The organism is Thioclava sp. NS-SX20 (assembly GCF_057380695.1).
Genome location: NZ_CM170816.1, coordinates 1,706,958 through 1,729,627 on the forward strand (window position 1 = coordinate 1,706,958; position 22,670 = coordinate 1,729,627).

The window sequence follows — 22,670 nt, forward strand, 5'->3', positions numbered from 1 at the left end:
CCGAAGGGTATCGGCATCAGGGCAGTTGATCCAGCAGCGATTGCAGGCGGTCGGCCTCATGGGCGGGTTTGTCCCAGCGGATGCGGTTGATGCGCGGAAACCGCATCGCCACACCGGATTTATGGCGCGCAGAGCGGTTGAGCCCCTCGAAGGCCACCTCGACCACCAGCTCCGGCACAAGCGAGCGCACGGGGCCGAAGCGTTCACGCGTATGGGTGCGCACAAAACGGTCGAGACGGCGCAGGTCTTCATCGGTGAAGCCGGAATAGGCTTTGCCGACAGGCACCAGCGGCGCCTCCGGCGCCTCGCCATCCCAAAGCGCGAAGGTGAAATCCGAGTAGAACCCCGACCGCTTGCCATGCCCGCGCTGTGCATAAAGCAGCACCGCATCCACCAGCCGCGCCTCGCGCTTCCATTTGAACCACGGCCCGCGCGGGCGGCCGGCCAGATAGGCGCTGTCCGGACGCTTGAGCATGACCCCCTCGATCACTGCCTCGGGCGGGTTGGCCCGCAATGCCGCCAGTGCCTGCCAGTCCGCGAAAGGCACAAGCGGCGACACATCCAGCCGCGGACCAAGCCCTGCCACGGCCTGCTCCAGCCGTGCGCGACGGGCGGTGAAGGGAAGCGGTCGCAGGTCTTCGCCCTGCCATGTCAGGATGTCATAGGCACGCAGCGCGGCGGGGGCCTCGGCCATCATCTTCTGGCCGGGTGTCTTACGCCCCAGACGTTTCTGGAGATCGGCAAAGGGGGCCACCTGATCGCCGCGCCGGATCAGCAGCTCGCCATCCAGTGCGCCCTCGAAAGCCATCGCCCCGACCAGATCGGGAAAGCTGCCCGAGATATCGTCGCCCGTGCGCGAATACAGCCTGCGGGTGCCGCCTTCGGACACGGCCTGCACGCGGATCCCGTCCCATTTCCATTCGGCCACATAGTCTTCGGGCGCGAATTTCGACAGTTCCTCCTCGGTGACGGGCGTCGACAGCATCACCGGACGGAACGGCGCAAGCGCGGCATGGGCGGGACGCGGCCCACCCTCGATCCAGCCAAACAGCGCGGTATAGGGCGGGGTCAGCCCATGCCAGAGTTCCTCGATCTCCTCGACAGATGGCCCCCCGTCCTGCGCGCCCATCTGCGCCAGTGCCAGCCGCGCCAGCCGTGCCGAAACGCCAACGCGCAGCCCGCCCGTGGCCAGTTTCAGCAGGGCCAGCCGTGCGGGGGCGGCCAGATGGTCCAGCCATTGCGCGATCTGCCGCGCGGCCTGGGGCCTGGACAGCGGCGTCAACGTGCCGACCACCTCGACCAGAGACAGATCCTCGCAAGTGGCAGGGTCGGGCCAGATCAGGGCGATTGTCTCGGCCAGATCCCCGACAAAATCGTAAGACAGCGCGAACAGCTCGGCATCCACGCGCTCCGCCACCATCTCGCGCAAAAGCGCGGGCTGCACACGGCCCAAAGACAGATCACCGGTCAGCGCGGCCAGCGCATAGCCCCGATCGGGGTCCGGCGTGGCATGGAAATATGCGGCCAGATAGGCCAGTTTCGCATTGCGGCCGCCGGTAAAGGCCAGACGTTCCAGAAGCTCGGCAAAGGCGCGCATCACTCGGGTTCCTCGTCATAGCCCAGCAGATGCAGCGGGCGCGCATGCCGCCCCTCCAGCACCGCCCACCGCATCAGCGCCTCCTCGCGCCCATGCGTGATCCAGAGTTCCTGCGGGTCGACCTGCCGGATGGTGCGGGTCACATCGGGCCAGTCGACATGATCGGAGATGACCAGCGGCAATTCCACCCCCCGCCTGCGCGCATGGGCGCGGATCTGCATCCAGCCACTGGCAAAAGCGATCACCGGATCGGCAAAACGCTGCACCCAGGCCGAGCCGAAGGCCGAGGGCGGCGCGATGATGATCGCCCCGTGCAGCGCCCGCGCCTGCGCGGTCTCCATTGTCGCGGGGCGCAGATCCCCCAAGGCAATGCCTTGTGACAGATGGTAGTCACAAAGCGCCTGAAGCGCGCCATGAATATAGACCGGCTCGCTATAGCCTGCCTGCCGCAGCAACATGATGACCCGCTGCGCCTTGCCCAATGCATAGGCCCCGACGATATGGGCCCGCTCGGGAAACCGGCGCACCGAGGCCAGAAGCCGGTTGATCTCGTTCAGCGGGTCGGGGTGACGGAAGACCGGCAGGGCAAAGGTGGCCTCGGTCACGAAGAGGTCGCAGGGCACAGGCTCGAAGGGCGCACAGGCCGGATTGGCCACGCGGGAATAATCCCCCGACACCACCTCGCGCCGCCCGCCTTTCTCGATCACCACCTGCGCCGAGCCCAGCACATGACCGGCCGGCACAAGCCGCAGATCCACCCCGCCAAGGCGAATCGGATCTGTCAGCTTCTGCGTCGCCCCCGCGAAGGTTTCGCCATAGCGAATCCTCATGATATCAAGCGTTTCACCTGTAGCGAGAACCGCCCCGTGGCCCGCTCGCGCGTGATCGGCATGGCCGTGAGTGATCACCGCACGCGGCACCGGACGGTGCGGGTCGATATAGAAATCGCCCGCCGCGCAGTAGATCCCGAATTCTGTTTTAGAAATAAGGGACTTAGCCATTTCCTCTAGGTAAACCTGCAATTTTTCTGCATGTTAAGATCGTAAATCCTGTCTATATTTCCTATGTATATCAATCACATGCTTATCTTACGAAGCAGATTATTAAGTAATTCAGCCTAGTTTGGGTTCCGTAATGATTACGGAGCACCTCCCGTGTTAACCTTCAAAAAACGCCGCGCCGCCGCACCCTCTGACAGCTTTCCCATCGAATGGGCTGTCCTGCAGTCGCAAGCGGTCATCTGCTTTGCCCCCGACGGCACGATCCGTCAGGCCAACCAGATTTTCTGCGATCTGATGGGCTATACGCCCGAGACGCTGATCGGCCAGCATCATCGTATTTTCATGCCCGACGGACAGGCAGACCTGCCCGAATATTCTGCCTTCTGGGAGGCGCTGCGCAATGGCAAAGCGCAGACGCAGGTCTTCGCACGCAAGACACGCGAGGGCGGGTGCGTTTATATCAGCGCCAGCTATACGCCGTTCTATGGCCCCGAAGGCCATGTCAGCGGTATCATCGAAACGGCCAGCGATGTCACCAAGCAGGAAATGGCCCGCTTGGCGATGACGGGCAAGCTGGATGCGCTGGACAAGTCGAATGCGGTGATCGAATTCACCCCCGAGGGCGAGGTGATTTTTGCCAATGCCGCCTTCTGCAAGGCGATGGGCTATACGGCCCCCGAGCTGGTGGGCCTGCATCATGCAAGCTTCATGCCGGTGGGTAAGGCGGACAGTCCGGCCTATATGCAGTTCTGGGAAGAGCTGCGAGCGGGCAAGTTCCAGTCGGGCGAGTTCAAACGCCGCACCAAATCGGGGTGCGATATCTGGCTGAATGCCAGCTACAATCCGGTCACCGATCATCGCGGCAGGGTGCTGCGCGTGGTCAAGATCGCCACGGATATTACCGCCGACAAGGCCCGCACGACGGATGCCGAGGGGCAGATCGCGGCTTTGGGCCGGTCTCAGGCGGTGATCGAATTCACCCCCGAGGGCAAGGTGCTGCGCGCCAATGACCTGTTCCTAGAGGCTCTGGGCTACCGTCTTGACGAGATCACGGGCCAGCATCACCGGATTTTCGTGGCCGAGGCGGAACGGACCAGCCCCGCCTATGCGCAGTTCTGGCAGGATCTAGGGGCGGGCAAGTTCCAGCGCGCGGAATATCGCCGGATCTGCAAATCGGGCAAGGAAATCTGGATTCAAGCCACCTATAACCCGATTTTCGATGACGAGGGCAAGGTTGTCAAAGTGGTCAAATTCGCCACGGACGTGACCCTGCGCAAAAACGCGATTGCCGATTTCCAGCGTATCGCCGAGGCAATGAACCGCGGCGATCTGAGCCAGCGGCTGCATGTCGAGGTGCCGCCAGAGCTGGAAAAGCTGCGTGACGATATGAACAACTCGCTCGAGCAGATTTCGTCCCTGATCAGCAGCATCGTCGAAAGCGCGATGACGCTGAATGTCGAGACCTTGAGCCTTACTCAGGCCGGCGACAAGCTGGGCCAGCGCACCGAGGCACAGGCGGCCTCGCTGGAGGAATCGGCGGCGGCCATCAACCAGCTTGCGGCGTCGGTCAAAAGTTCGGCCGATGGGGCGCGTCAGGCCGAGAAGTCGGTGGGCAGTGCGCGTGTGCGGGCCGAGAACGGGCGGCAGATCGTGCAGGATACGATCGTCGCGATGAATGCGATTGCCCAAAGCAGTCAGGCCATTTCGCGCATCACCTCGGTGATTGACGACATCGCCTTCCAGACCAATCTTCTGGCGCTGAACGCCGGTGTCGAGGCGGCACGGGCGGGCGAGACAGGGCGCGGCTTTGCGGTGGTGGCCTCGGAGGTCCGTGCGCTTGCCCAGCGGTCATCGGGGGCGGCACAGGAAATCGCCGAGCTGATCTCGACCTCCGAGAAACAGGTGACCTCGGGCGTGTCGCTCGTCAACCAGTCGGGCGTGTCCTTGCAGGAAATTCAGGATGCGGTCATGTTGCTGGATCAGGCCGTGCGCGATATCGCCAATTCGGCAGCCGAGCAATCGATCGGCCTGAACGAGATCCAGACGGCCGTGAACCAGCTTGATCAGGTCACCCAGCAGAACGCCGCAATGTTCGAGGAAGCGTCGGCCACCACCCGCGTCTTGCAGAATATGGCCGAGGCTCTGGCCAGAGAAAGCAGCAAGTTCATTCTGGACGCGCCTGTGGCACAGCAGGTCCCGCAGGAGCGGCTGGCCGGTTAACGCCACAGAACACCGGTGAGCGCACCGGCTGACACGTGGGCGGAAACCTCCGCCACACAGGGCGCGCACCGGCAAGGTTTCGCGCCCTCACGCATTTCTGAGGCCAGACGCCTTGTCAGGCCCCTTTCACGGCACCAGAGGTGCTTTCCTTGCGACGATTTGCCAGTTACAGTTGCACGACACGACCGGCCCGAAAGAGGCTGGCATCCGAGGCAATGTAATCGCCGCCCCGCGGGGCGCGCTCAGGGCAGATAGGGATATTCCCATCGCGACCCGTCAATGGGAAGGGCAGAATGCACAGACGACGTCTATCTCCGGTGATCCTCATGCTTGGCGCGGGCCTGTCGCTTGCGGCCTGCCAGACCACGGGCCTGCCCTTCGGCAAAAGCAAGACCGAAGACGGTGCCGTGACCGAGCAGACCTCGGCACGGCTGGTCGAGCGTGATGTCGAGGCCCCTCAGGTCTTTTCCGTCGAGGAGCAGGGGCTTTGGGATGGCCGGCCGTCGCTGGGCGGTGTCTGGGTCGCCCATCCGACCGTCAAGGACCCCGAGCGCGTGATCATCCGCAACACCGAAAACGGCAAATTCGTGATTGGCGCGTTGTTCCGCCGCGAACGCGAGAATCCCGGCCCCAAATTGCAGGTGTCCTCGGATGCGGCAGATGCGCTTGGCATGCTGGCCGGTGCGCCCGCCAAGCTTTCGGTGGTGGCGCTGCGCCGTCAGGAAGCCGCGCCCGAAGGGACGGACCCTGCCCCCGAAGCCGAGGTCGTGGCCGCCTCCGACGCGATGACGCCCGAAACCATCACCACCGGCGCCCTGCCCGCACAGACGCCCGCAAAGGCGCCCCCCGCCCCGCAGGGCTCGGGCAAGCCTGCCGCGAAACCGGCGGCCAAGCCCGCCCCCGAAGCGGCCTCCAAACCGCCCGCCGCGCAGGCCGCAGCCGTCCAGCCCTCCGCCGCCAAACCTAGCGGTCTGCTGGTGCAGATCGGGATCTTCTCGGTCAAGGCCAATGCCGAAAGCGCAACCGCCAAGCTTGGTAAATCCGGCGTTGTGGCCCAGACCATCGAGGAAAACTGGCAGGGCAAGAAATTCTGGCGCGTTGTGGCTGGTCCCGCCGCGTCCCAATCCGACCGCAACACGTTGCTGACGAAAATCAAGGGGCTGGGCTTTACCGACGCCTTTGCCGTCTCGAAATAAGGAAGAAATATGATGCGTTTCGCGCACCGGTTCGCCGCACTTTGCCTCACGGTGGTGACTGTCCTGCCGTTCACGGCGCCCAAGGCAAAAGCATTCGACACCTCGGCCTCGGCGGCGTGGGTCTATGATGTCTCGACCAAAACCGTCCTGATGGCAAAAAATGCCGATATTCCGCTGCCGCCCGCCTCGATGTCGAAGCTGATGACGCTGGATCTGCTGTTCGAGGCGCTGCGCGACGGGCGGGTGACGATGGACACGACCTTCTCCGTCTCCGACCATGCGCAATCGATGGGCGGCTCGACGATGTTCCTCAACACGATGGACCGTCCGACGGTGGAAGAGCTGATCCACGGGATCATCATCAATTCCGGCAATGATGCCTGTGTGACCGTGGCCGAAGGGCTGGCAGGCTCGGAATCCGCCTTTGCCGAGCAGATGACCGAACGCGCCCACCAACTGGGCATGAAGAACTCGATGTTTGCCAATGCCTCGGGCTGGCCCGACCCCGGCCAGCGCATGTCCACCCATGATCTGGGCATCCTCGCGACCCGCATCATCACCGAATTCCCCGAATATTATAAGTTCTTCGGGATGACCGAATTCAATTACAAGGACCGCGCGCCCGCGAATGCGCAAAACCGCAACCCGCTGCTGGAGATCAAGGCCGCTGACTGGACTGCAGATGGCATGAAAACCGGCCATACCCAGGAAGCGGGCTATGGTATCGTGGGATCGGCCCATCTGGGCAACCGCCGCATCGTTTTCGTGCTGGCCGGTATGGATAGCGAAACCGCCCGCCGTCAGGAGGCCGAGGCGGTTGCCAACTGGGCCTTTCGCCAATTCGTTATGAAAACCGTTGTCACCAAAGGCACGCAGGTGGCCCGCGTGCCGGTCTGGCTGGGCGCGCAGAAAGATGTCTCGCTGGTGCCTGCCGAAGATCTCGAACTGCTGGTGCCCGCCACCGCGCAGGATGCGATCAAGGCCGAGGCGCATTACACCACCCCCATCGAAGCGCCGGTCAAGGCCGGAACCAAGCTGGGAGAACTGGCCCTGACCATTCCGGGGATCGACAAGCCGAAGATGGTCGATCTGGTCGCGGGCGAAGATGTGGCCGAAGGGGGTTTCATGATCCGGATAAAAACGGCATTGTCGCGGCTAACCGCGAAGGCCCTAGAGGCCGCTAACAGCTAAGGGATTCTGATGTTCATCAGTTTCGAGGGGATTGACGGGTCGGGCAAATCGACCCAAGCCCGTCTTCTGGCAGAGGCTCTCCGCAAGGAGGGCCTCGATGTCGTTCTGACCCGTGAACCCGGCGGGTCGACCGGGGCCGAGGAAATCCGCGCGCTCGTCTTGCAGGGCGAGCCGGACCGCTGGTCGCCCCATACCGAACTTCTTTTGTTCACCGCCGCGCGGCGCGACCATATGGAGCGGGTGATCACGCCCGCACTGACCGCCGGCAAAGTGGTGATCTGCGACCGTTTCGCCGACAGTACCCGCATGTATCAGGGCCTCTCGCGCGGCGATATCCGCGCTTTGGTGGACCGCCTGCACGATATGATGATCGGACGCGAACCCGATCTGACCTTCCTGATCGACATCGACCCCGCAGTGGGGCTCGCGCGTGCCAAGGGACGGCAGGGCCATGAGGAACGGTTCGAGGATTTCGGGCTGGACCTGCAAAAGAAGATGCGCGCGGGATTTGTGGATCTGAGCCACCTTTTCCCCGACCGGTTCCGCACAATCAATGGCGGGCGCTCCCCCGAAGAGGTGGCCGCCGATGTGCTGCGCTACACGCAGGACATGGCCGCCGACCTGAAGAAGGCCCCCTGATGGCCCCGAGAGCTGCCAAGACCGAGCCGGGCCTGCCCGATCCCTCCTGCATCGAGGGTGCGCCCCATCCGCGTATGGCCGAGGCGGTCTTTGGCCAGTCGAAGGCCGAGGCCGAGTTTCTTGAGGCCTTCCGTGCAGGGCGCCTGCATCACGGCTGGCTACTGACCGGCCCGCGTGGCATCGGCAAGGCGACGTTTGCATGGCGCATCGCCAAATTCCTGATGTCGCAGCCCGAGGCAGGCGGCATGTTCGCCCCCGAGCCGCCCGAGACCCTGACTACCGACCCCGACCATGCGGCGGTGCGGCGGATCATGGCAGGGTCCGAACCCGGTGTGTTCGAGCTCAAGCGCGGGCCGAATGCCACCGGATCGGCGCTATCTCAGGATATCCGCGTGGACCGCGTGCGCGAGATGCGCAGCTTCCTGCATCTATCGGCCAGCGATGGCGGCCCCCGTGTGGTGATTGTCGATTGCGCCGACGAGATGAATGTGCAGGCCGCCAATGCGCTTCTGAAGCTTCTGGAAGAGCCGCCCGAGCGGGTGACCTTTCTGATGATCTCGCATCAGCCTGCGGGGCTTTTGCCGACCATCCGCTCGCGCTGCCGCGAGCTACGTCTGCATGCACTCGACCCCGAGGCGATGGCACAGGCGCTGGATCAGGCCGAGGCGATGGACCCCGATGTGGATATGATGGCGCTTTCGGCGCTTTCGGCAGGGTCGGTGGGCGAGGCGATCCGGCTAATCAATCTGAACGGGCTGGAGACCTATGCCCAGATCGTGGATCTTATGGCCACCCTGCCCCGCCTCGACCGGCCCAAGGCGCTGGCTTTGGCCGAAAGTTTCACCGGCAAGCAGAATGCCGAGCGGTTTGATTTGGCGCTGGGGCTTTTGGATCTGTTCATGGCGCGGCTGGCGCGTGCGGGCGTGATGGGCCCGCCCCATCCAGAAGGAGCGCAGGGCGAGGCCAAGCTGATGGCGCGATTGTCGCCCGATCAGCTGGCAGCGATGAAATGGGCGGCATTGCACCAAGAACTTGGCACCCGCGCGCGTCATGGGCGGGCGGTGAACCTTGACCCTGCCGCGCTGGTGGTCGATATGGTTCTTAAATTAACAGCGGCGGCCGCCTGAGCCGTCCGGAAAGAGAGGCAAAGTGGCCCGCGAGACCGATATTCCGCAAATTACCGACAGCCACTGCCATCTGGATTTCGACAGTTTCGACGAGGACCGCGATCAGGTCATTGCCCGCGCTCTCGAGGCGGGCGTCAGCCGGATGGTGACCATCTGCACGCGGCTGAAAAACGAACCGCAGGTCCGCGCGATTGCCGAGCGCTATGATCAGGTCTTCTATGCGGCAGGCACCCACCCGATGAGCGCCGCCGAAGAGCCGATGGTCTCGGTCGAGGAACTGGTGGCGCTGGCCCAGCACCCGAAATTCGTGGGGCTGGGCGAGACGGGTCTGGATTACCACTATTCCGCCGATAGCGCCGAGGTGCAGAAGGTCAGCCTGAAGATCCATATCGAGGCGGCGCAGGAAACCCAGTTGCCGCTGATCATCCATGCCCGCAATGCCGATGAGGATATGGCGAAACTCCTTGGCGAGGGCATGGCCCGCAAAGCCTATCCTTGCGTGCTGCATTGTTTTTCCTCGGGGCCGGAACTGGCGAAAGCCGCGCTTGAAATGGGGATCTACCTGTCGATGTCGGGCATTGCGACCTTCCCGAAAAGCCAGGAGATCCGCGATATTTTCGCCACCGCCCCCGTGGACCGCATTCTGGTGGAAACCGACAGCCCCTATCTTGCGCCCAAACCCCATCGCGGCAAGCGCAACGAACCGGCCTACACCGCCCATACCGCCCGTGTGGGTGCCGAGGTCTTCGGCATGGACTACGCCGAGTTTGCAGCGCAGACGCAGAACAACTTCGACACGCTCTTTGCCAAGGCCGCCAGCTGGAGGGCCAAATGACCCTGCGCTTCACGATCCTTGGCTGTGGTTCCTCGGGCGGCGTGCCGCGGCTTGGCGGGCATTGGGGGGAATGTGACCCCGCAAACCCCAAGAACGCCCGCCGCCGCTGTTCGATGCTGGTCGAACGTCTGGGCGCGGCAGGCACCACCCGCGTGCTGATCGACACCGGCCCCGATATGCGCGCACAGTTACTGGATGCGGGCGTGGGCGAATTGGATGCGGTGGTCTATACCCATTCCCATGCCGACCATATCCACGGGCTCGATGACCTGCGCCAGATCGTGTTCAACATGGGCCAGCGTCTGCCGGTCTTTGCCGACCCCGAGACCGCTGGCCGTCTGGTCAAGGCCTTCGACTATGCTTTTGTCCAGCCCGAGGACAGCAATTACAAACCGATCTGCGAGCTGACCGAGATCGACGGCCCCTTCATCATCGATGGGGCGGGCGGGCAGTTGCCGTTCACCCCTTTCGAGGTGGATCACGGCAATATCAAGGCTTTGGGCTTCCGTATCGGCGGGCCACAGGGCGGTCTGGCCTATCTGCCCGATGTGTCGGATATTCCGCCTCTGGCTTGGCCCTATCTGCAAAACCTCGATATCTGGGTGCTGGACGGGCTGCGTCGCAAGCCGCATCCGACCCATGCCCATCTGGCGCTTGCGCTGGAATGGATGGAGCGCGCGGGCAACCGCCACGGCGTGATCACCAATATGCATATCGACCTCGATTATGACGCGGTGATGCGCGAGACCCCCGATCATGTGGTCCCCGCCTATGATGGCATGGTGCTGGAGCTGCCCGACGCATGAGCGCATTGATCGACGTCATCCTGCCTGTCTTCCTGATCGTCGGTCTTGGCTATCTTGCCACTTGGAAAGGCCTGTTTTCGGAGACCGCGGTTGACGGGCTGATGCGCTTTGCGCAGAATTTCGCGGTGCCGGTGCTGCTGGCGCGGTCGATTGCGAAACTGGATCTGGGCGCAAGCTTCGACTGGCGGTTGATGGTCAGCTTTTACGCGGGCGCTCTGCTGGCCTTCGGGATCGGCATTCTGGGCGCGCGCCTAATGGGCCGCCATCCCGACGAGGCGATCGCCATCGGTTTCTGCTGCCTGTTCTCCAACTCGCTGCTGCTGGGCATCCCGATCACCGAGCGCGCCTATGGCACCGAGGCGCTGGCGGGCAATTTCGCGATCATCTCGATCCATTCGCCCTTCCTCTATACGGTAGGCATTCTGGCGATGGAGGCCACGCGCTCGGCAGGTCAGGGCATCAGCCTTGCGCGGGTGGGAATCAATGCGCTGAAAGGCGTGCTGCGAACGCCTCTGGTGATCGGCATCCTTTGCGGGCTGCTGATCAAGCTGGGGCAGTTCGTCACCGGCCAGCCGCTGCCGCATCCGATCTGGGCGGCGATGGATATGATGGCGGGGGCGGCGATTCCGGCGGCGCTTTTCGGGCTCGGCGGCGTGCTGGTGCGCTATCGCCCCGAAGGGGACAGCCGCGCGATCACGATGGTCTGCGTGCTGTCCTTGCTTGTGCATCCGGGACTTGCCTATGTGTTGGCGCGGTTCGGCTTTGGCCTGAACATGGACCAGCTGCGTTCGGTCACGATGACAGCGGCGATGGCGCCGGGGGTCAATGCCTATCTCTTCGCCAATATCTATGGCGTGGGCAAACGGGTGGCGGCTTCGGCGGTGCTGGTGGGCACGGCGCTTTCGACCCTGACCATATGGACGTGGATCGCCTTCCTGCCTTAATCGGGACTTCAGTCGGGAATCGTGACGATGATCACGCCCTTCTCGGTCGCCACCACGGTATGTTCATATTGCACGGTGGGGGCCGAGGGCTCGGCATAAAGCGTCCAGCCGTCTTCCTCGGTATCGGCCCATTCGCCGCCCATCGACAGGAAGGGCTCGACCGTCAGCACCAGCCCCTTCTCGATCACGCGCTTGTCGCGTTTCTCGGTCCATGTCGGGATTTCCTCCGGGTATTCATGCAGCGAATTGCCCACCCCGTGGCTAGCCAGATTGCGGATCAGCGTATAGCCGCGCGGCTTGGCAAAGCGCTCGATCGCCATGCCGATGCCGTTCAGGGGCTTGCCCGCCGCGACCTGTTTCACGCCGATCTGCATGGCCTTCTTCCCGTCGCGGCACAGCTGGTCCAGCACGGGGCGCATCTGCCCCACCCCGAAACTTGCACCATTATCGGCGAAATAGCCATTTTTGCTGGCCGAAACATCGATATTGATCAGATCGCCCGCGCGGATCACCCGACCCGACGGAATGCCATGCGCCACTTCCTCATTGACCGAAATGCAGGTGGCGCCGGGAAACTGGTAGACCGCCTCGGGGGCCGAGACCGCGCCTGCCGCCTCCAGCATGGCACGCCCGATGTCATCCAGCTCCAGCGTCGTCATCCCCGGCTCGACCGCGCGGGCCATCCCCTGCAGCACATTAGCGCAGATCCGGCCAATCTCTTTCAGCCCGTCTAGCTCGGCTTCACTGGTCACAATCATATCGGGCTCCGTCTAACGTGCCTTGGCTTATCAAACCGCCACCTGATGGACAATAAACCCTTGCCGTAGAATCTACCGCAGACACGCGTTATCTATGACCGGCTGGGGGATCTTCCGGTGTTTTCGCCAGATCAGAAGAGCGCCCCCCCCTGAACCGGTTGTGACTCTGGCCGGGATGATCAGAAAAAGCGACGGGCTGATTATCGCGAGCCCCGAATATGTGCGCTCTATTCCGGGTGGCTTGAAAAACGCCATCGACTGGCTGGTCTCGCGCGAGGAGCTTATTCACAAGCCTATCGCCTTAATGCATGCCTCCCATCGTGGCGATGATATGCTGGCGCAGCTCCGGCTGGTGCTGGCAACGGTCAGTTCCGGATTTCTGCCCGAGGTGTTCTTGAAGCTTGAGTTGCTGCACATCCCGCAGCCGGAGATTGAAACCCACCTGTCACAAGATAAGCAGCGCCATGATATGGAAAACGACTTGAACCGGTTTTCCGCAGCTATTGAAACATAAAAAGGCCCGCGTAGCGCGCGGGCCTTCTGGTTCATTTAAGCTTTCATCTTGCCCGTTTAGCGCGGGGTGACACCGCGCAGACGTTCATTCCGGCGGCGCAGCAGCTCTACCGCTGCCAGTAGCGCGATAGAGAACACCACAAGGATCGTAGCCACCGCCAGAATGGTGGGCGAGATCTGTTCGCGCAGGCCGATGAACATCTGCCACGGCAGGGTCTTTTGCGAGGCCGAACCCACAAACAGCACCACCACCACCTCATCGAAGGAGGTGATAAAGGCGAAAAGCGCGCCCGAGATCACGCCCGGCAGGATCAGCGGCATCTGCACCTTGAAGAAGGTGCGCACCGGCCCTGCGCCCATATTCGCCGCAGCACGGGTCAGCGAGCGGTCAAAGCCCACCAGCGTGGCCGTCACGGTGATGATGACGAAGGGGATGCCCAGAGCGGCATGGGCCAGCACCACACCGATATAGGTGCCCTGCAAGCCGACGCGGGAGTAGAAGAAATACATCCCCGCCGCCGAGATGATCAGCGGCACGATCATCGGCGAGATCAGGATCGCCATGATCGCACGCTTGAAGGGCACATGGCTCTGGCTGAGGCCGATGGCCGCCAGCGTCCCCAAAGACACCGAGATCAGCGTCGCCACCGGTGCGATCGTGACCGAGTTTTTCAGCGCCTGCTGCCAGTCGGGATTGGTGAAGAAATCCACATAATGCTTGAGCGAATAGGCATCGGGGTCCAGTGCCAGCATACCCGGCGTGAAGGTAAAGAAGTTCTCGGCGTTGAAGGAAAGCGGAATGATCGTGATGATCGGTGCGATCAGGAAGAAGAAGATCAGGCCACACAGAACACGGAACGTATAGAACCAGATCCGCTGGCCGGTGGAGGCATAGGGGGGAAGTGCGCTCATGTCTCTTATCCCAGTTTCACGTTATCGATGCCGACGATTTTGTCATAGGCCCAGTAGAGCAGCATGACGGCGGCCAGAAGGATGCTGCCAAGGGCGGCGGCGAGACCCCAGTTCAGCGAGCTGGAGATGTGATAGGCGATGCGGTTCGAGATGAAGATCCCCGAGGTACCCCCCACCAGTTCCGGCGTGATGTAGTAGCCGATGGCAAGGATGAACACGAGAATGGACCCTGCCCCGATGCCCGGCACCGATTGCGGGAAGTAGACCCGCCAGAAGGCCGTCCAGTCGGTCGCGCCCAAGGATTTGGCCGCACGCACATAGGTTGGCGGGATGGTCTGCATCACGGAATACAGTGGCAAGATCATGAAGGGCAGCAGGATATGGGTCATCGCGATGATCGTGCCGGTCTGGTTATTGATCAGCGCCAGCCGCCCGTCTTCCCCGATGATATGCGCCCAGACGAGAATATCATTGATCACCCCCTGATTTTGCAACAGCACCTTCCACGCAGAGGTCCGCACCAGAAGCGAGGTCCAGAAAGGCAGAAGCACAAGGATCATCAACAGGTTCGAGGTGCGCATCGGCAGATTGGCCAACAGATAGGCCACCGGATAGCCCAGCAGGATGCAGCTGACCGTAATCGCCAGCGACATCACCAGCGTGCGCCAGAACAGCTTCAGATAGACCTGCTGGTCTTCGGGCTGTTTCTCGATGCCATGCGGGGTCAGTTTGTAGTCAATGGCGGTCAGGAAATAGCCGGGAGTGAATTTCGGCGCATAGGCCTTGATGGTGCCCCATACTTCGGGGTCGAGCCAGCCCTTGTCGATGGCCGAAAACTGGTCGCGGATCGAGACGGTCTCGAAGCTGCCCACCGCCGCCTTGGCCTGCGCGAAGATCGGCGCAAGCGTGCCCTCCGGCCCCGGCGCACCGGCGGCCAGATCGCGGTAAAGCGCGGTGAACAGCATATCGACCGGCTTGGTTTTGGCCAGCGTCTTGCCATCCGCCTTCAGCATATGTTCGTAATCTTTCAGCGCGCCTGCGGTTTCGGGCAGCGCATCGGGGGTCTCTTCAAGAGCCCCGGCCAGCGTCTCCCATGTGGCGGGGGCCGCCCATGCCGGATCCAGCGCCGTGAACTGCTTGGTGTAGATATCCGTATCGAACCGGTCCACACGGCGGCCCGACTTGCGGAACAGCGACGAGATCCCCGTGGTCTCGTAATTCAGCCGCGAGCCAAGACGGGTATGTTCTTTCAGCTCGGAGGCGACATACATATCGTAATAGAAAGCGGCAAAGACCTTTTCGGACGGGGCTTGGCCGCTGCTATAATCCCAATCGTCAAGCGCCTTCACCGTCAGTGGCAGCGTGTCGGACACGATCTCGTTCTCGACCGAACGGAACAGCATATCCGCAATCGGCGCGATAAACGTCACGAGAATGAAAATCAGCAGCGGGGCGATCATTGCCAGCGCCCGCATCTTCTGTGCCCGCAGCGCGCGCGCAAGACTGCGCTTGAGTTCGCGGCTGCCTTCGCCGGAAATCTGGTCGGCGCTTTCGACGGTGTCGCTCATGTCATTGGTCCCTGTCGGTTCAACCGCCTGCCTCTTGAACTGGGCGGGTCGGAAGGCAATCGGGGGCCGGGCGTGCGGCCCCCGGAATGGTCATGATGTCAGGCGCTTACTGCGCGAGCCATGCCTGGAACTTGGCATCCAGATCGTCGCGGTAATCGGCCCACCATTCGTAGTTATACAGAAGGGTGTTTTTCGCATTGGCCGGATCGGTCGGCATATGCGGGGCCATATCGATGCCCAGCGTCGCGTGTTTGCCAACCAGCGGTGCCGAAGAGGCCCGCGCCGGACCGTAGGAGATATAGCTGGCCTCGCGGGCCAGAGCCTCGGTGGTGGTTTCCTTCTTGATGAAGTCCTTCACGCGCGCCAGACGGTCGGCGGGCAGCCCTGCCGGAATGATCCAGCCATCGATATCGAAGACCTGCATATCCCAGAGCATGGCCACCGGCTGATGCTGCTCTTCGATGACCGAGAAGAGACGGCCATTATAGGTGGAGCCCATGAAGACCTCGCCATCGGCCAGAAGCTGCGGCGTATCGGCACCGGCGGACCACCAGACAACATCCTTCTTGATGGTATCGAGCTTCTTGAAGGCGCGTTCCTGACCTTCATCGGTCTCCAGAACATCGTAGATATCGTCTTTGGCGACGCCGTCACAATACAGCGCCCATTCCATATTGTTGATCGGACGCTTCTCGAGCGCGCGCTTGCCCGGATAGGTTTTGGTATCGAACAGGGCGCAGATATCGGTCGGCGGATCGGTGCCTTCGGGCACCATATCGGTCCGGTACCCGACGGTGGTCGAATAGACGATCTGCGGAATGAAGCAGTCCGACACCATCAGATCCCCGAAATCATCCTCGGCGCTGGAGCCGTCGGCCCCTTTGACAAGATCGGTCTCGGGGTCGATCTCGGCGGCCAGCCCTTCATCACACAGCCGGATCGCGTCGGAGGCCACGACATCGACCAGATCCCAGGTCACGTTACCGGCTTCGTTCATTGCGCGCAGCTTGGCCACGGCCTCATTGGAGGATTCATCCCAATGGGCGGTCAAACCGGGATTTTCGGCGAGATAGGGCTCAACATAGGCTTTGTTCTGGCTGTTCTGGTAGGCCCCGCCCCAAGACACGATCGTCATGGAATTGGCCATCTCCTCTGCAGAGAGCGGCGCGGCAAACAGAGCCGCGGCGGTACTCGCCAGAAGGGCTTTCTTGAAAGTCATGTAGTCTCTCCCGTTGAAAAAGGTCAGGTGTTCCCGTCGTCCCTAGACGGTCCACAGGCAGATTGCGCCGCCCGCGGTTAAGAATTCGATCACAGAGGGTCGAGTGCCCGTGCATCATCAGGGTGCCAGCCGATTTTGATCTTCTGGCCTTTCGGAAGCATCGAGGCGCCCAATGTATTACGGGTCTTCATCACGAAATCTTCCGTGCCCGCGACGCGCAGGACGGTGCGGTAGATATCGCCCATATAGACGACATCAAGGACTTCGGCCTCGATCAGGTGCCAGTCGGGCGCCATACGAGCGGGGTCGAATTCGATACGTTCGGGGCGGATCGATACCAGCGTGTCCTGCCCCTCATGGCGGATATTGACCGCCGTCGCCGCGATCAGCTCGCCATTCTGCAGCCGGATGGTGCACAGCCCCGCCGCCTTGTCGAGGGTTTCGACCTTGCCTGGCAGGCGGTTGTTTTCGCCGATGAACTGCGCCACGAAGCTGTTTTTGGGGCGTTCATACAGCTCGTCGGGCGGCGCGAGTTGCTGGATGCGGCCATCATTGAATACCGCCACGCGGTCCGACATGGTCAGCGCCTCGCCCTGATCATGGGTCACATAGACGACGGTGATGCCAAGGTTCTCGTGCAGCGCCTTGATCTCGAACTGCATATGCTCGCGCAGCTGCTTGTCGAGCGCGCCGAGCGGTTCGTCCATCAAGACCAGCTCGGGATCGAAGACCAGCGCCCGCGCCAGCGCGATCCGCTGGCATTGACCGCCCGACATCTGGCCCGGACGACGGTTGGCAAACGCCCCCATCTGCACCATATCCAGCGCGCGTTTGATCTTGGCCTCGCGTTCGGCCTTGCCCATTTTGCGCACTTCCAGCGGGAAGGCCAGATTTTCGGCCACCGTCATATGCGGGAAAAGCGCATAATTCTGGAACACCATACCAATTCCGCGCTTGTGCGGCGGCACGTTGTTGATATTAGTTCCCCCAAGACGAATCTCGCCATTGGTCGCGGTCTCGAAGCCTGCAAGCATCATCAGGCAGGTCGTCTTGCCCGAGCCTGACGGCCCGAGCATCGTCAGAAACTCGCCTTTTCCGATGGACAGGTTGAGGTCTTTTACGACCAGATTCTCACCGTCGTAGCTTTTTTGCACGCGGTCGAAAACGACGAATCCGCCGTTGTCACTGTTCATAGCCAAATCGGGCTCCCCGTCGGATTTATCTCGGTTTATTGTTTTTACATTCCCGTGAGCCAACCTAACCAAGGCTCTGCCTTTATTTCAACCCTTCGCTTGGAAAGAAGGCAAAATCCGGTGAACGGCCGGTCAATGCGGAAAGTGTCTGGTCAAAATACGGCCATTTTGATGCGTGAAGCGACCATTTTGGCACCTATTCATCGCCCATCGAAAGTGCAGTTTAAAAACGTCTATAATATTAAGCGGAAAATCCGTCGGATCATTTCGCCCCAGACGCGCATTGCCACGGCGTCTTACAAGCCGGATCCATCGCGCGGGATCAGGGGATTCGGAGGCCCCGCAGGGCCCCCGCCTTAGCTTTCAACCACGAACTGGCCCGAAACGATCAACCAGCCGGTGCCCGCGCGTGTCATGACCGAAATGAACACCGCCCCGACCCGTCCGGCATCCGAGCCATCGGCATTGATGATGCCTGACAGCACGAAACGTTGCTGCACAATCACCACATCGCGCCCCACAGGCCGGAAACGCACCTTGCCGGTGACCAGCCTCGCGCGGGAGAACGCCCCTGCCAGCTCGCCCGCCAGCAATTCGGCAATCTGTGCGCGCCCGTCGGCGGATTCCCCCGTCAGCCCGAGGAAATCGGCATCGTCGGTAAAGAAAGACGCCATAAGCCGCGCGTCCTTCGAGCTCCACGCGCGGGTGAACGCGCGCGGCAAATCTTCGGGGCTCGGAAACGGAACCTCGATGGAAGAGATCATTCAGCAGCCTCCCTGACGGCCTTGGTCTGGTCCGGCACCATCTTGCCGGGATTAAGAATATTCAACGGGTCGAGCGCCTGTTTGATCGCGCCCATGACCTGCCATGCCGCACCATGTTCGGCCTCCATATAGGCCAGCTTGCCCATGCCGATACCATGTTCGCCGGTCACCGTCCCGCCCATCGACAGCGCGCGCTCGGACATTTTGGCGGCGACCTCTTTGGCGCGTTTGAATTCATCCTTGTCGTTGCGATCCAGCATCAGAACCGAGTGGAAATTCCCATCGCCCACATGGCCAAGGATCGGGCCGACCAGCCCTGCCGCATCAATGTCGCGGCGGGTGTCCTCGACCGCCTCGGCCAGACGCGAGATCGGCACCACGATATCGGTCACCAGCCCCATACAGCCCGGACGATAGGCGATACAGGCCGGATAGGCGCCATGACGCATCCGCCACAGCCGCGTGCGGTCTTCGGCGGTGGTCGCCCAGTCGAAATTGGCGCCGCCCATCTCGGTGACCACCTCGCCAAAGCGTTCGGATTGCTCGGCCACCATCGCCTCGGACCCGTGGAACTCGATCATCAGATGCGGTTTTTCCGGCAGGTCGGTGCCATTCATCTTGTTGAAGATCTGCGCGGTCATCGCATCGACAAATTCGATCCGCGCCATGCGGATGCCCATCTGGATCACCATCTGCACGGTTTCCACCGCCGCATGCAGGGTATCGAAAGCACAAACCGCCGAAGAGACTGCCTCGGGCTGGCCATGCAGTTTCAGCGTGAGTTCCGTGATAATCCCCAGCGTGCCTTCCGAGCCCAGCATCAGCGCGGTCAGGTCATAGCCCGCCGAAGACTTCCGCGCGCGCGAGCCGGTGCGGATGATGGTGCCATCGGCCAGCACGACCTCCAGCCCCATCACGTTATCCTTCATCGTGCCATAGCCCACCGTGGTGGTGCCAGACGCCCGCGTCGAGGCCATGCCCCCCAAGGACGCATTCGCCCCCGGATCGACAGGGAAGAACAGCCCCGTGGCGCGCAGTTCGGTGTTGAGCACCTCGCGCGTCATGCCGGGCTGGACGCGGACCTGCATGTCGTCCTGATAGAGCTCGACCAGCTTATCCATCCGGCTCATATCCAGACAGAGCCCGCCATGAATTGCCAGCGCGTGCCCTTCCAGCGAAGTGCCCGTGCCCCAAGCCACCACCGGCATCTTATGGGCGGTGCAGATTTTCATGATCTGCGACACCTCTTCGGTCGTGGCGGGATAGGCCACCGCATCGGGCGGCGCGGGGGCGAACCAGGTTTCATTCTGGCCATGCAGGTCGCGATCGGCCTGCGTCAGGCTCAACCGGTCCCCCAGCAGGGATTTCAGGGCGTCGAGGGCTGCATCATATGCCATAATCTGTCTCCGGATCTTTGCCCACGGTTCTAGGCCCGGAACCGGCAAGAGAAAAGCCCCACGGACCAGATTCCGCATGCAGAGCGGCTGTGCAAACCGGCCTTTCGGCGGGGATCAGCCCGCCCCCAGAAGCTCGGCTGCGGCGGCACGGGCGGCATCTGTCACCTCGGCACCGGCGATCATACGGGCGATCTCGTCGCGGCGTTCGGTCTCATCCAGCGGCACGACCTCGGACAGCGTCATTCCGCCTTCCACCCGTTTCTGCACGCGGAAATGCTGTGCGCCCCTTGCGGCCACCTGCGGCGAATGGGTCACCACCAGCACCTGTGCCTCATCGGCCACCCGCGCCAGACGACGGCCCACCGCATCGGCGGTGGCCCCCCCCACCCCGCGGTCGATCTCGTCAAAGATCAGCACCAGCGCATCGGCGCCTTTCGACAGCACCACCTTCAGCGCCAGCAAAAACCGCGAAAGCTCGCCGCCCGAGGCGATTTTGTTCAACGGCCCCGCAGGCGCGCCGGGGTTGGTGGCCACGGTGAAGGCCACATTATCCGAGCCTTCCACTGAGGGTTCTCCCGCCGACACGCGGGTCTCGAACACCGCGCGTTCCATCTTCAGCGGTGCCAGCTCCGCCGCCATCGCCTGATCGAGACGGGTGGCCGCCTTGCGCCGCGCCAGACCCAGCCTGTCGGCCACCTCGCGATAGGCCAGATCGGCCTTGGTCACGGCCGATTCGAGATCGCGGATCCGGCCCTCGCCTGCATCCAGCGCCTCAAGCCGCGCGCGCAGTCCGGTGGCGAAATCACCCAGATCATCGGGTTGCACCCCATGTTTGCGGGCCAAAGCACGAATGGCAAAAAGACGCTCTTCGGTGGCTTCCAGCGCGTAGGGGTCGAAGCTGAGCGCATCCAGCGCCTCTTCCACGCCTTGCGTGGCATCGCCCAATTCGATCAGCGCGCGTTCCAGCACGCTGAGAGGTTGATCGAGCCGCCCCTCGGCACGATCGGCAGCACCCTGAAGCCAGCGGTCGGCCTCGCGCATCAGCCCTTCGGCCCCTTCCGGCCCCAAGGCCTGCAAGGCGCGCGCCACATCCGAGCGGATCTTCTCGGCCTGCTGCATCACGCGGCGCTCGGTATCAAGGGTCGCTTCCTCGCCCGGCTGAGGGTCCAGCTTGTCCAGCTCTCCCACCGAATGACGCAGGAATTCTTCCTCGGCCTGCACCTCGGCCAATGCGGCCTGCGCCGCCGACAGGGCCTTGCGCGCCGCAGAACGATCTTTCCACGCCGCCGCAACCTGCGCCAGAAGCGGGGCGTTTTCGGCGAAGGCATCCAGCATCGCGCGGTGGCCTTTTTCATTCAGCAAACCGCCATCATCCTGCTGCCCATGCAGCTCCACCAGCGACGCCGAGATCCGGCGTAGCACCTCGCCCGTCACACGGCGGTCGTTGACATAGGCGGTCTTGCGGCCATCGGCGCGGTTCACACGGCGCAGGATCAGCGCGTCATCTTCGGGCAGATCGGCCTCGCGCAGGATGTCGCGCACCGGATGGCCCTCGGGCAGGTCGAACTCGGCGGTGACTTCGCCCTGTTCGGCCCCCTTGCGCACCAGTTCGGCACGCCCCCGCCAGCCCAGCACAAAGCCCAGACAGTCCAGCAGGATCGACTTCCCCGCCCCTGTCTCGCCCGTCAAAACATTGAGCCCCGCACCGAAGTCCAACTCGGTGCGTTCCACGATGAGGATATCGCGAATCTCAAGGCTGCGCAGCATGGGTGGTCCCGCTATAGGGCCAGTCGGGGCGCGGGCTTACAGCCACTGCCCCTTGATAACCTGGCGGTAAATCGTTGAAAGCCAGCTATCGCCCTTGTTTTCCGGTTCAAGCCCTTTGGCACGCAAAAGCTTGTAGGCGTCTTCGTAGAAGGGCGAAGACTGGAAGTTATGGCCAAGGATCGCCGCCGCCGTCTGGGCCTCGTCGGTCAGACCAAGAGCCAGATAGGCCTCGACCAGACGTTCCAGCGCCTCGGGCGTGTGGGTCGTGGTCTGGAACTGCTCGACCACGACACGGAAGCGGTTGATGGCCGCCGTGTAATTGCCGTGCTTGAGGTAATAGCGACCGATCTCCATTTCCTTGCCCGCCAGATGGTCGAAGGCAAGGTCGAATTTCAGCATTGCCGAGCGCGCATAATCGCTGTCGGGATATTGCTCGATCACTTCGCGCAGCGCCTGCAGCGCCTGATAGGTCAGGCCCTGATCGCGACCGACCTCATCGATCTGGTCGTAATAGCTCAGCGCCAGAAGATATTTCGCATAGGGCGCATCTTCCGACCCCGGATAGGTGTCAAGATAACGCTGCGCGGTCGAGCGCGCCTCTTCGTAATTCTTCGCGCGGTGCTGGGCATAGGCCTGCATGATCACAGAGCGCTGCGCCCATTCCGAATAGGGATAAAGACGTTCGACCTCTTGGAAGTAATGCAGCGCATCCGTCGGACGGCGCGGGTTCCCCACTTCCAGCTCGTATTCGCCGCGCTCGTAGATCTGCTGCGCGGTGAAGTTGTCCAGAGGCACATCCTTGGGGCTGTCGCCTTTGCCCGAACAGGCAGCGAGGGTCGCCACCAGCAAGAGACACCCGACCCTTGTAGCCGCTGATTTGCCGTGCATCATGCCCTGCCCTATCCCATTCTTGCCCTGCCCCGATGGGCGGGATCTCTTCCTGATCTGCCCGAGGGCAGTAACGTTCAACACCGCTTAACACAGAACAATCGGCTGCGCAAAACGCCTTTCACTGCACCTTCC

At 62.4% G+C, this 22,670-nt stretch carries 20 protein-coding genes; 9 read left to right on the forward strand and 11 right to left on the reverse strand.

The window, feature by feature from the left end; translation table 11 throughout:
• Positions 1-16: 16 nt before the first annotated feature.
• A complete protein-coding gene (locus AC2ISB_RS08300; RefSeq protein WP_486574693.1) occupies positions 17-1,597 on the reverse strand; it encodes a cisplatin damage response ATP-dependent DNA ligase in 1,581 nt (526 codons plus the stop codon).
• The gene (locus tag AC2ISB_RS08305) at positions 1,597-2,598 is read right to left on the reverse strand and encodes a ligase-associated DNA damage response exonuclease (RefSeq protein WP_486574694.1); all 1,002 of its coding nucleotides are present in this window, start codon (positions 2,596-2,598) and stop codon (positions 1,597-1,599) included. Before AC2ISB_RS08305 ends, AC2ISB_RS08300 begins: the two co-directional genes overlap by 1 nt.
• 153 nt (positions 2,599-2,751) lie before the next feature.
• Between AC2ISB_RS08305 and AC2ISB_RS08310 the strand changes: the two genes are divergently transcribed.
• The 8 genes from AC2ISB_RS08310 (at position 2,752) to AC2ISB_RS08345 (ending at position 11,556) form a co-directional block, all read left to right on the forward strand.
• Positions 2,752-4,818 (forward strand): methyl-accepting chemotaxis protein, encoded by a 2,067-nt coding sequence (locus AC2ISB_RS08310; RefSeq protein ID WP_486574695.1) that lies wholly within the window; start codon positions 2,752-2,754, stop codon positions 4,816-4,818.
• 293 nt (positions 4,819-5,111) lie between these two features.
• Positions 5,112-6,014 (forward strand): SPOR domain-containing protein, encoded by a 903-nt coding sequence (locus AC2ISB_RS08315; RefSeq protein ID WP_486574696.1) that lies wholly within the window; start codon positions 5,112-5,114, stop codon positions 6,012-6,014.
• A 12-nt stretch (positions 6,015-6,026) separates the two neighbouring features.
• On the forward strand, positions 6,027-7,205 hold the full coding sequence (locus tag AC2ISB_RS08320; RefSeq protein WP_339109527.1) for a D-alanyl-D-alanine carboxypeptidase family protein: 1,179 nt from the start codon (positions 6,027-6,029) through the stop codon (positions 7,203-7,205).
• 9 nt (positions 7,206-7,214) lie between these two features.
• On the forward strand, positions 7,215-7,844 hold the full coding sequence (tmk, locus tag AC2ISB_RS08325; RefSeq protein WP_339107768.1) for a dTMP kinase: 630 nt from the start codon (positions 7,215-7,217) through the stop codon (positions 7,842-7,844).
• On the forward strand, positions 7,844-8,971 hold the full coding sequence (locus AC2ISB_RS08330; RefSeq protein ID WP_486574697.1) for a DNA polymerase III subunit delta': 1,128 nt from the start codon (positions 7,844-7,846) through the stop codon (positions 8,969-8,971). The genes tmk and AC2ISB_RS08330 overlap by 1 nt, the downstream gene beginning before the upstream one ends.
• Before the next feature lie 22 nt (positions 8,972-8,993).
• Entirely contained in the window at positions 8,994-9,806 is an 813-nt protein-coding gene (locus AC2ISB_RS08335) for a TatD family hydrolase (protein WP_339107770.1), read from the forward strand.
• Positions 9,803-10,612 carry an MBL fold metallo-hydrolase gene (locus tag AC2ISB_RS08340; RefSeq protein WP_339107771.1) on the forward strand — a complete coding sequence of 270 codons (810 nt, stop codon included), beginning with the start codon at positions 9,803-9,805 and terminating at the stop codon, positions 10,610-10,612. The genes AC2ISB_RS08335 and AC2ISB_RS08340 overlap by 4 nt, the downstream gene beginning before the upstream one ends.
• The gene (locus tag AC2ISB_RS08345) at positions 10,609-11,556 is read left to right on the forward strand and encodes an AEC family transporter (RefSeq protein WP_486574698.1); all 948 of its coding nucleotides are present in this window, start codon (positions 10,609-10,611) and stop codon (positions 11,554-11,556) included. Before AC2ISB_RS08340 ends, AC2ISB_RS08345 begins: the two co-directional genes overlap by 4 nt.
• Before the next feature lie 8 nt (positions 11,557-11,564).
• On the opposite strand, the gene map is transcribed toward AC2ISB_RS08345, so the two are convergent.
• Complete coding sequence (gene map, locus AC2ISB_RS08350) at positions 11,565-12,314, reverse strand: type I methionyl aminopeptidase (RefSeq protein ID WP_486574699.1); 750 nt, start codon at positions 12,312-12,314, stop codon at positions 11,565-11,567.
• A 94-nt stretch (positions 12,315-12,408) separates the two neighbouring features.
• On the opposite strand from map, the gene AC2ISB_RS08355 reads away from it, so the two are divergent.
• Complete coding sequence (locus AC2ISB_RS08355; RefSeq protein ID WP_486574700.1) at positions 12,409-12,828, forward strand: NADPH-dependent FMN reductase; 420 nt, start codon at positions 12,409-12,411, stop codon at positions 12,826-12,828.
• Positions 12,829-12,884: 56 nt separating this feature from the next.
• Here AC2ISB_RS08355 and AC2ISB_RS08360 read toward each other — a convergent pair whose 3' ends face one another.
• The 8 genes from AC2ISB_RS08360 to AC2ISB_RS08395 all read right to left on the reverse strand — a co-directional run bounded on the left by AC2ISB_RS08360 (position 12,885) and on the right by AC2ISB_RS08395 (position 22,538).
• Positions 12,885-13,739, reverse strand: a complete 855-nt coding sequence (locus AC2ISB_RS08360; RefSeq protein WP_339107774.1) for an ABC transporter permease — start codon at positions 13,737-13,739, stop codon at positions 12,885-12,887.
• 5 nt (positions 13,740-13,744) lie between these two features.
• The gene (locus AC2ISB_RS08365) at positions 13,745-15,307 is read right to left on the reverse strand and encodes an ABC transporter permease (RefSeq protein WP_406736254.1); all 1,563 of its coding nucleotides are present in this window, start codon (positions 15,305-15,307) and stop codon (positions 13,745-13,747) included.
• A gap of 106 nt (positions 15,308-15,413) precedes the next feature.
• Positions 15,414-16,526 (reverse strand): extracellular solute-binding protein, encoded by a 1,113-nt coding sequence (locus AC2ISB_RS08370; protein WP_339107776.1) that lies wholly within the window; start codon positions 16,524-16,526, stop codon positions 15,414-15,416.
• A gap of 89 nt (positions 16,527-16,615) precedes the next feature.
• Positions 16,616-17,719, reverse strand: coding sequence for an ABC transporter ATP-binding protein (locus tag AC2ISB_RS08375; protein WP_406721049.1), 1,104 nt, complete (start codon positions 17,717-17,719; stop codon positions 16,616-16,618).
• A 356-nt stretch (positions 17,720-18,075) separates the two neighbouring features.
• Positions 18,076-18,483, reverse strand: a complete 408-nt coding sequence (locus AC2ISB_RS08380; RefSeq protein ID WP_339107778.1) for a YybH family protein — start codon at positions 18,481-18,483, stop codon at positions 18,076-18,078.
• The gene (locus AC2ISB_RS08385) at positions 18,480-19,880 is read right to left on the reverse strand and encodes an FAD-binding oxidoreductase (protein ID WP_406721051.1); all 1,401 of its coding nucleotides are present in this window, start codon (positions 19,878-19,880) and stop codon (positions 18,480-18,482) included. Before AC2ISB_RS08385 ends, AC2ISB_RS08380 begins: the two co-directional genes overlap by 4 nt.
• Positions 19,881-19,994: 114 nt before the next feature.
• Positions 19,995-21,647 carry a DNA repair protein RecN gene (gene recN, locus AC2ISB_RS08390; RefSeq protein WP_486574701.1) on the reverse strand — a complete coding sequence of 551 codons (1,653 nt, stop codon included), beginning with the start codon at positions 21,645-21,647 and terminating at the stop codon, positions 19,995-19,997.
• 36 nt (positions 21,648-21,683) lie between these two features.
• Entirely contained in the window at positions 21,684-22,538 is an 855-nt protein-coding gene (locus AC2ISB_RS08395; protein ID WP_339107781.1) for an outer membrane protein assembly factor BamD, read from the reverse strand.
• Positions 22,539-22,670 lie beyond the last annotated feature (132 nt).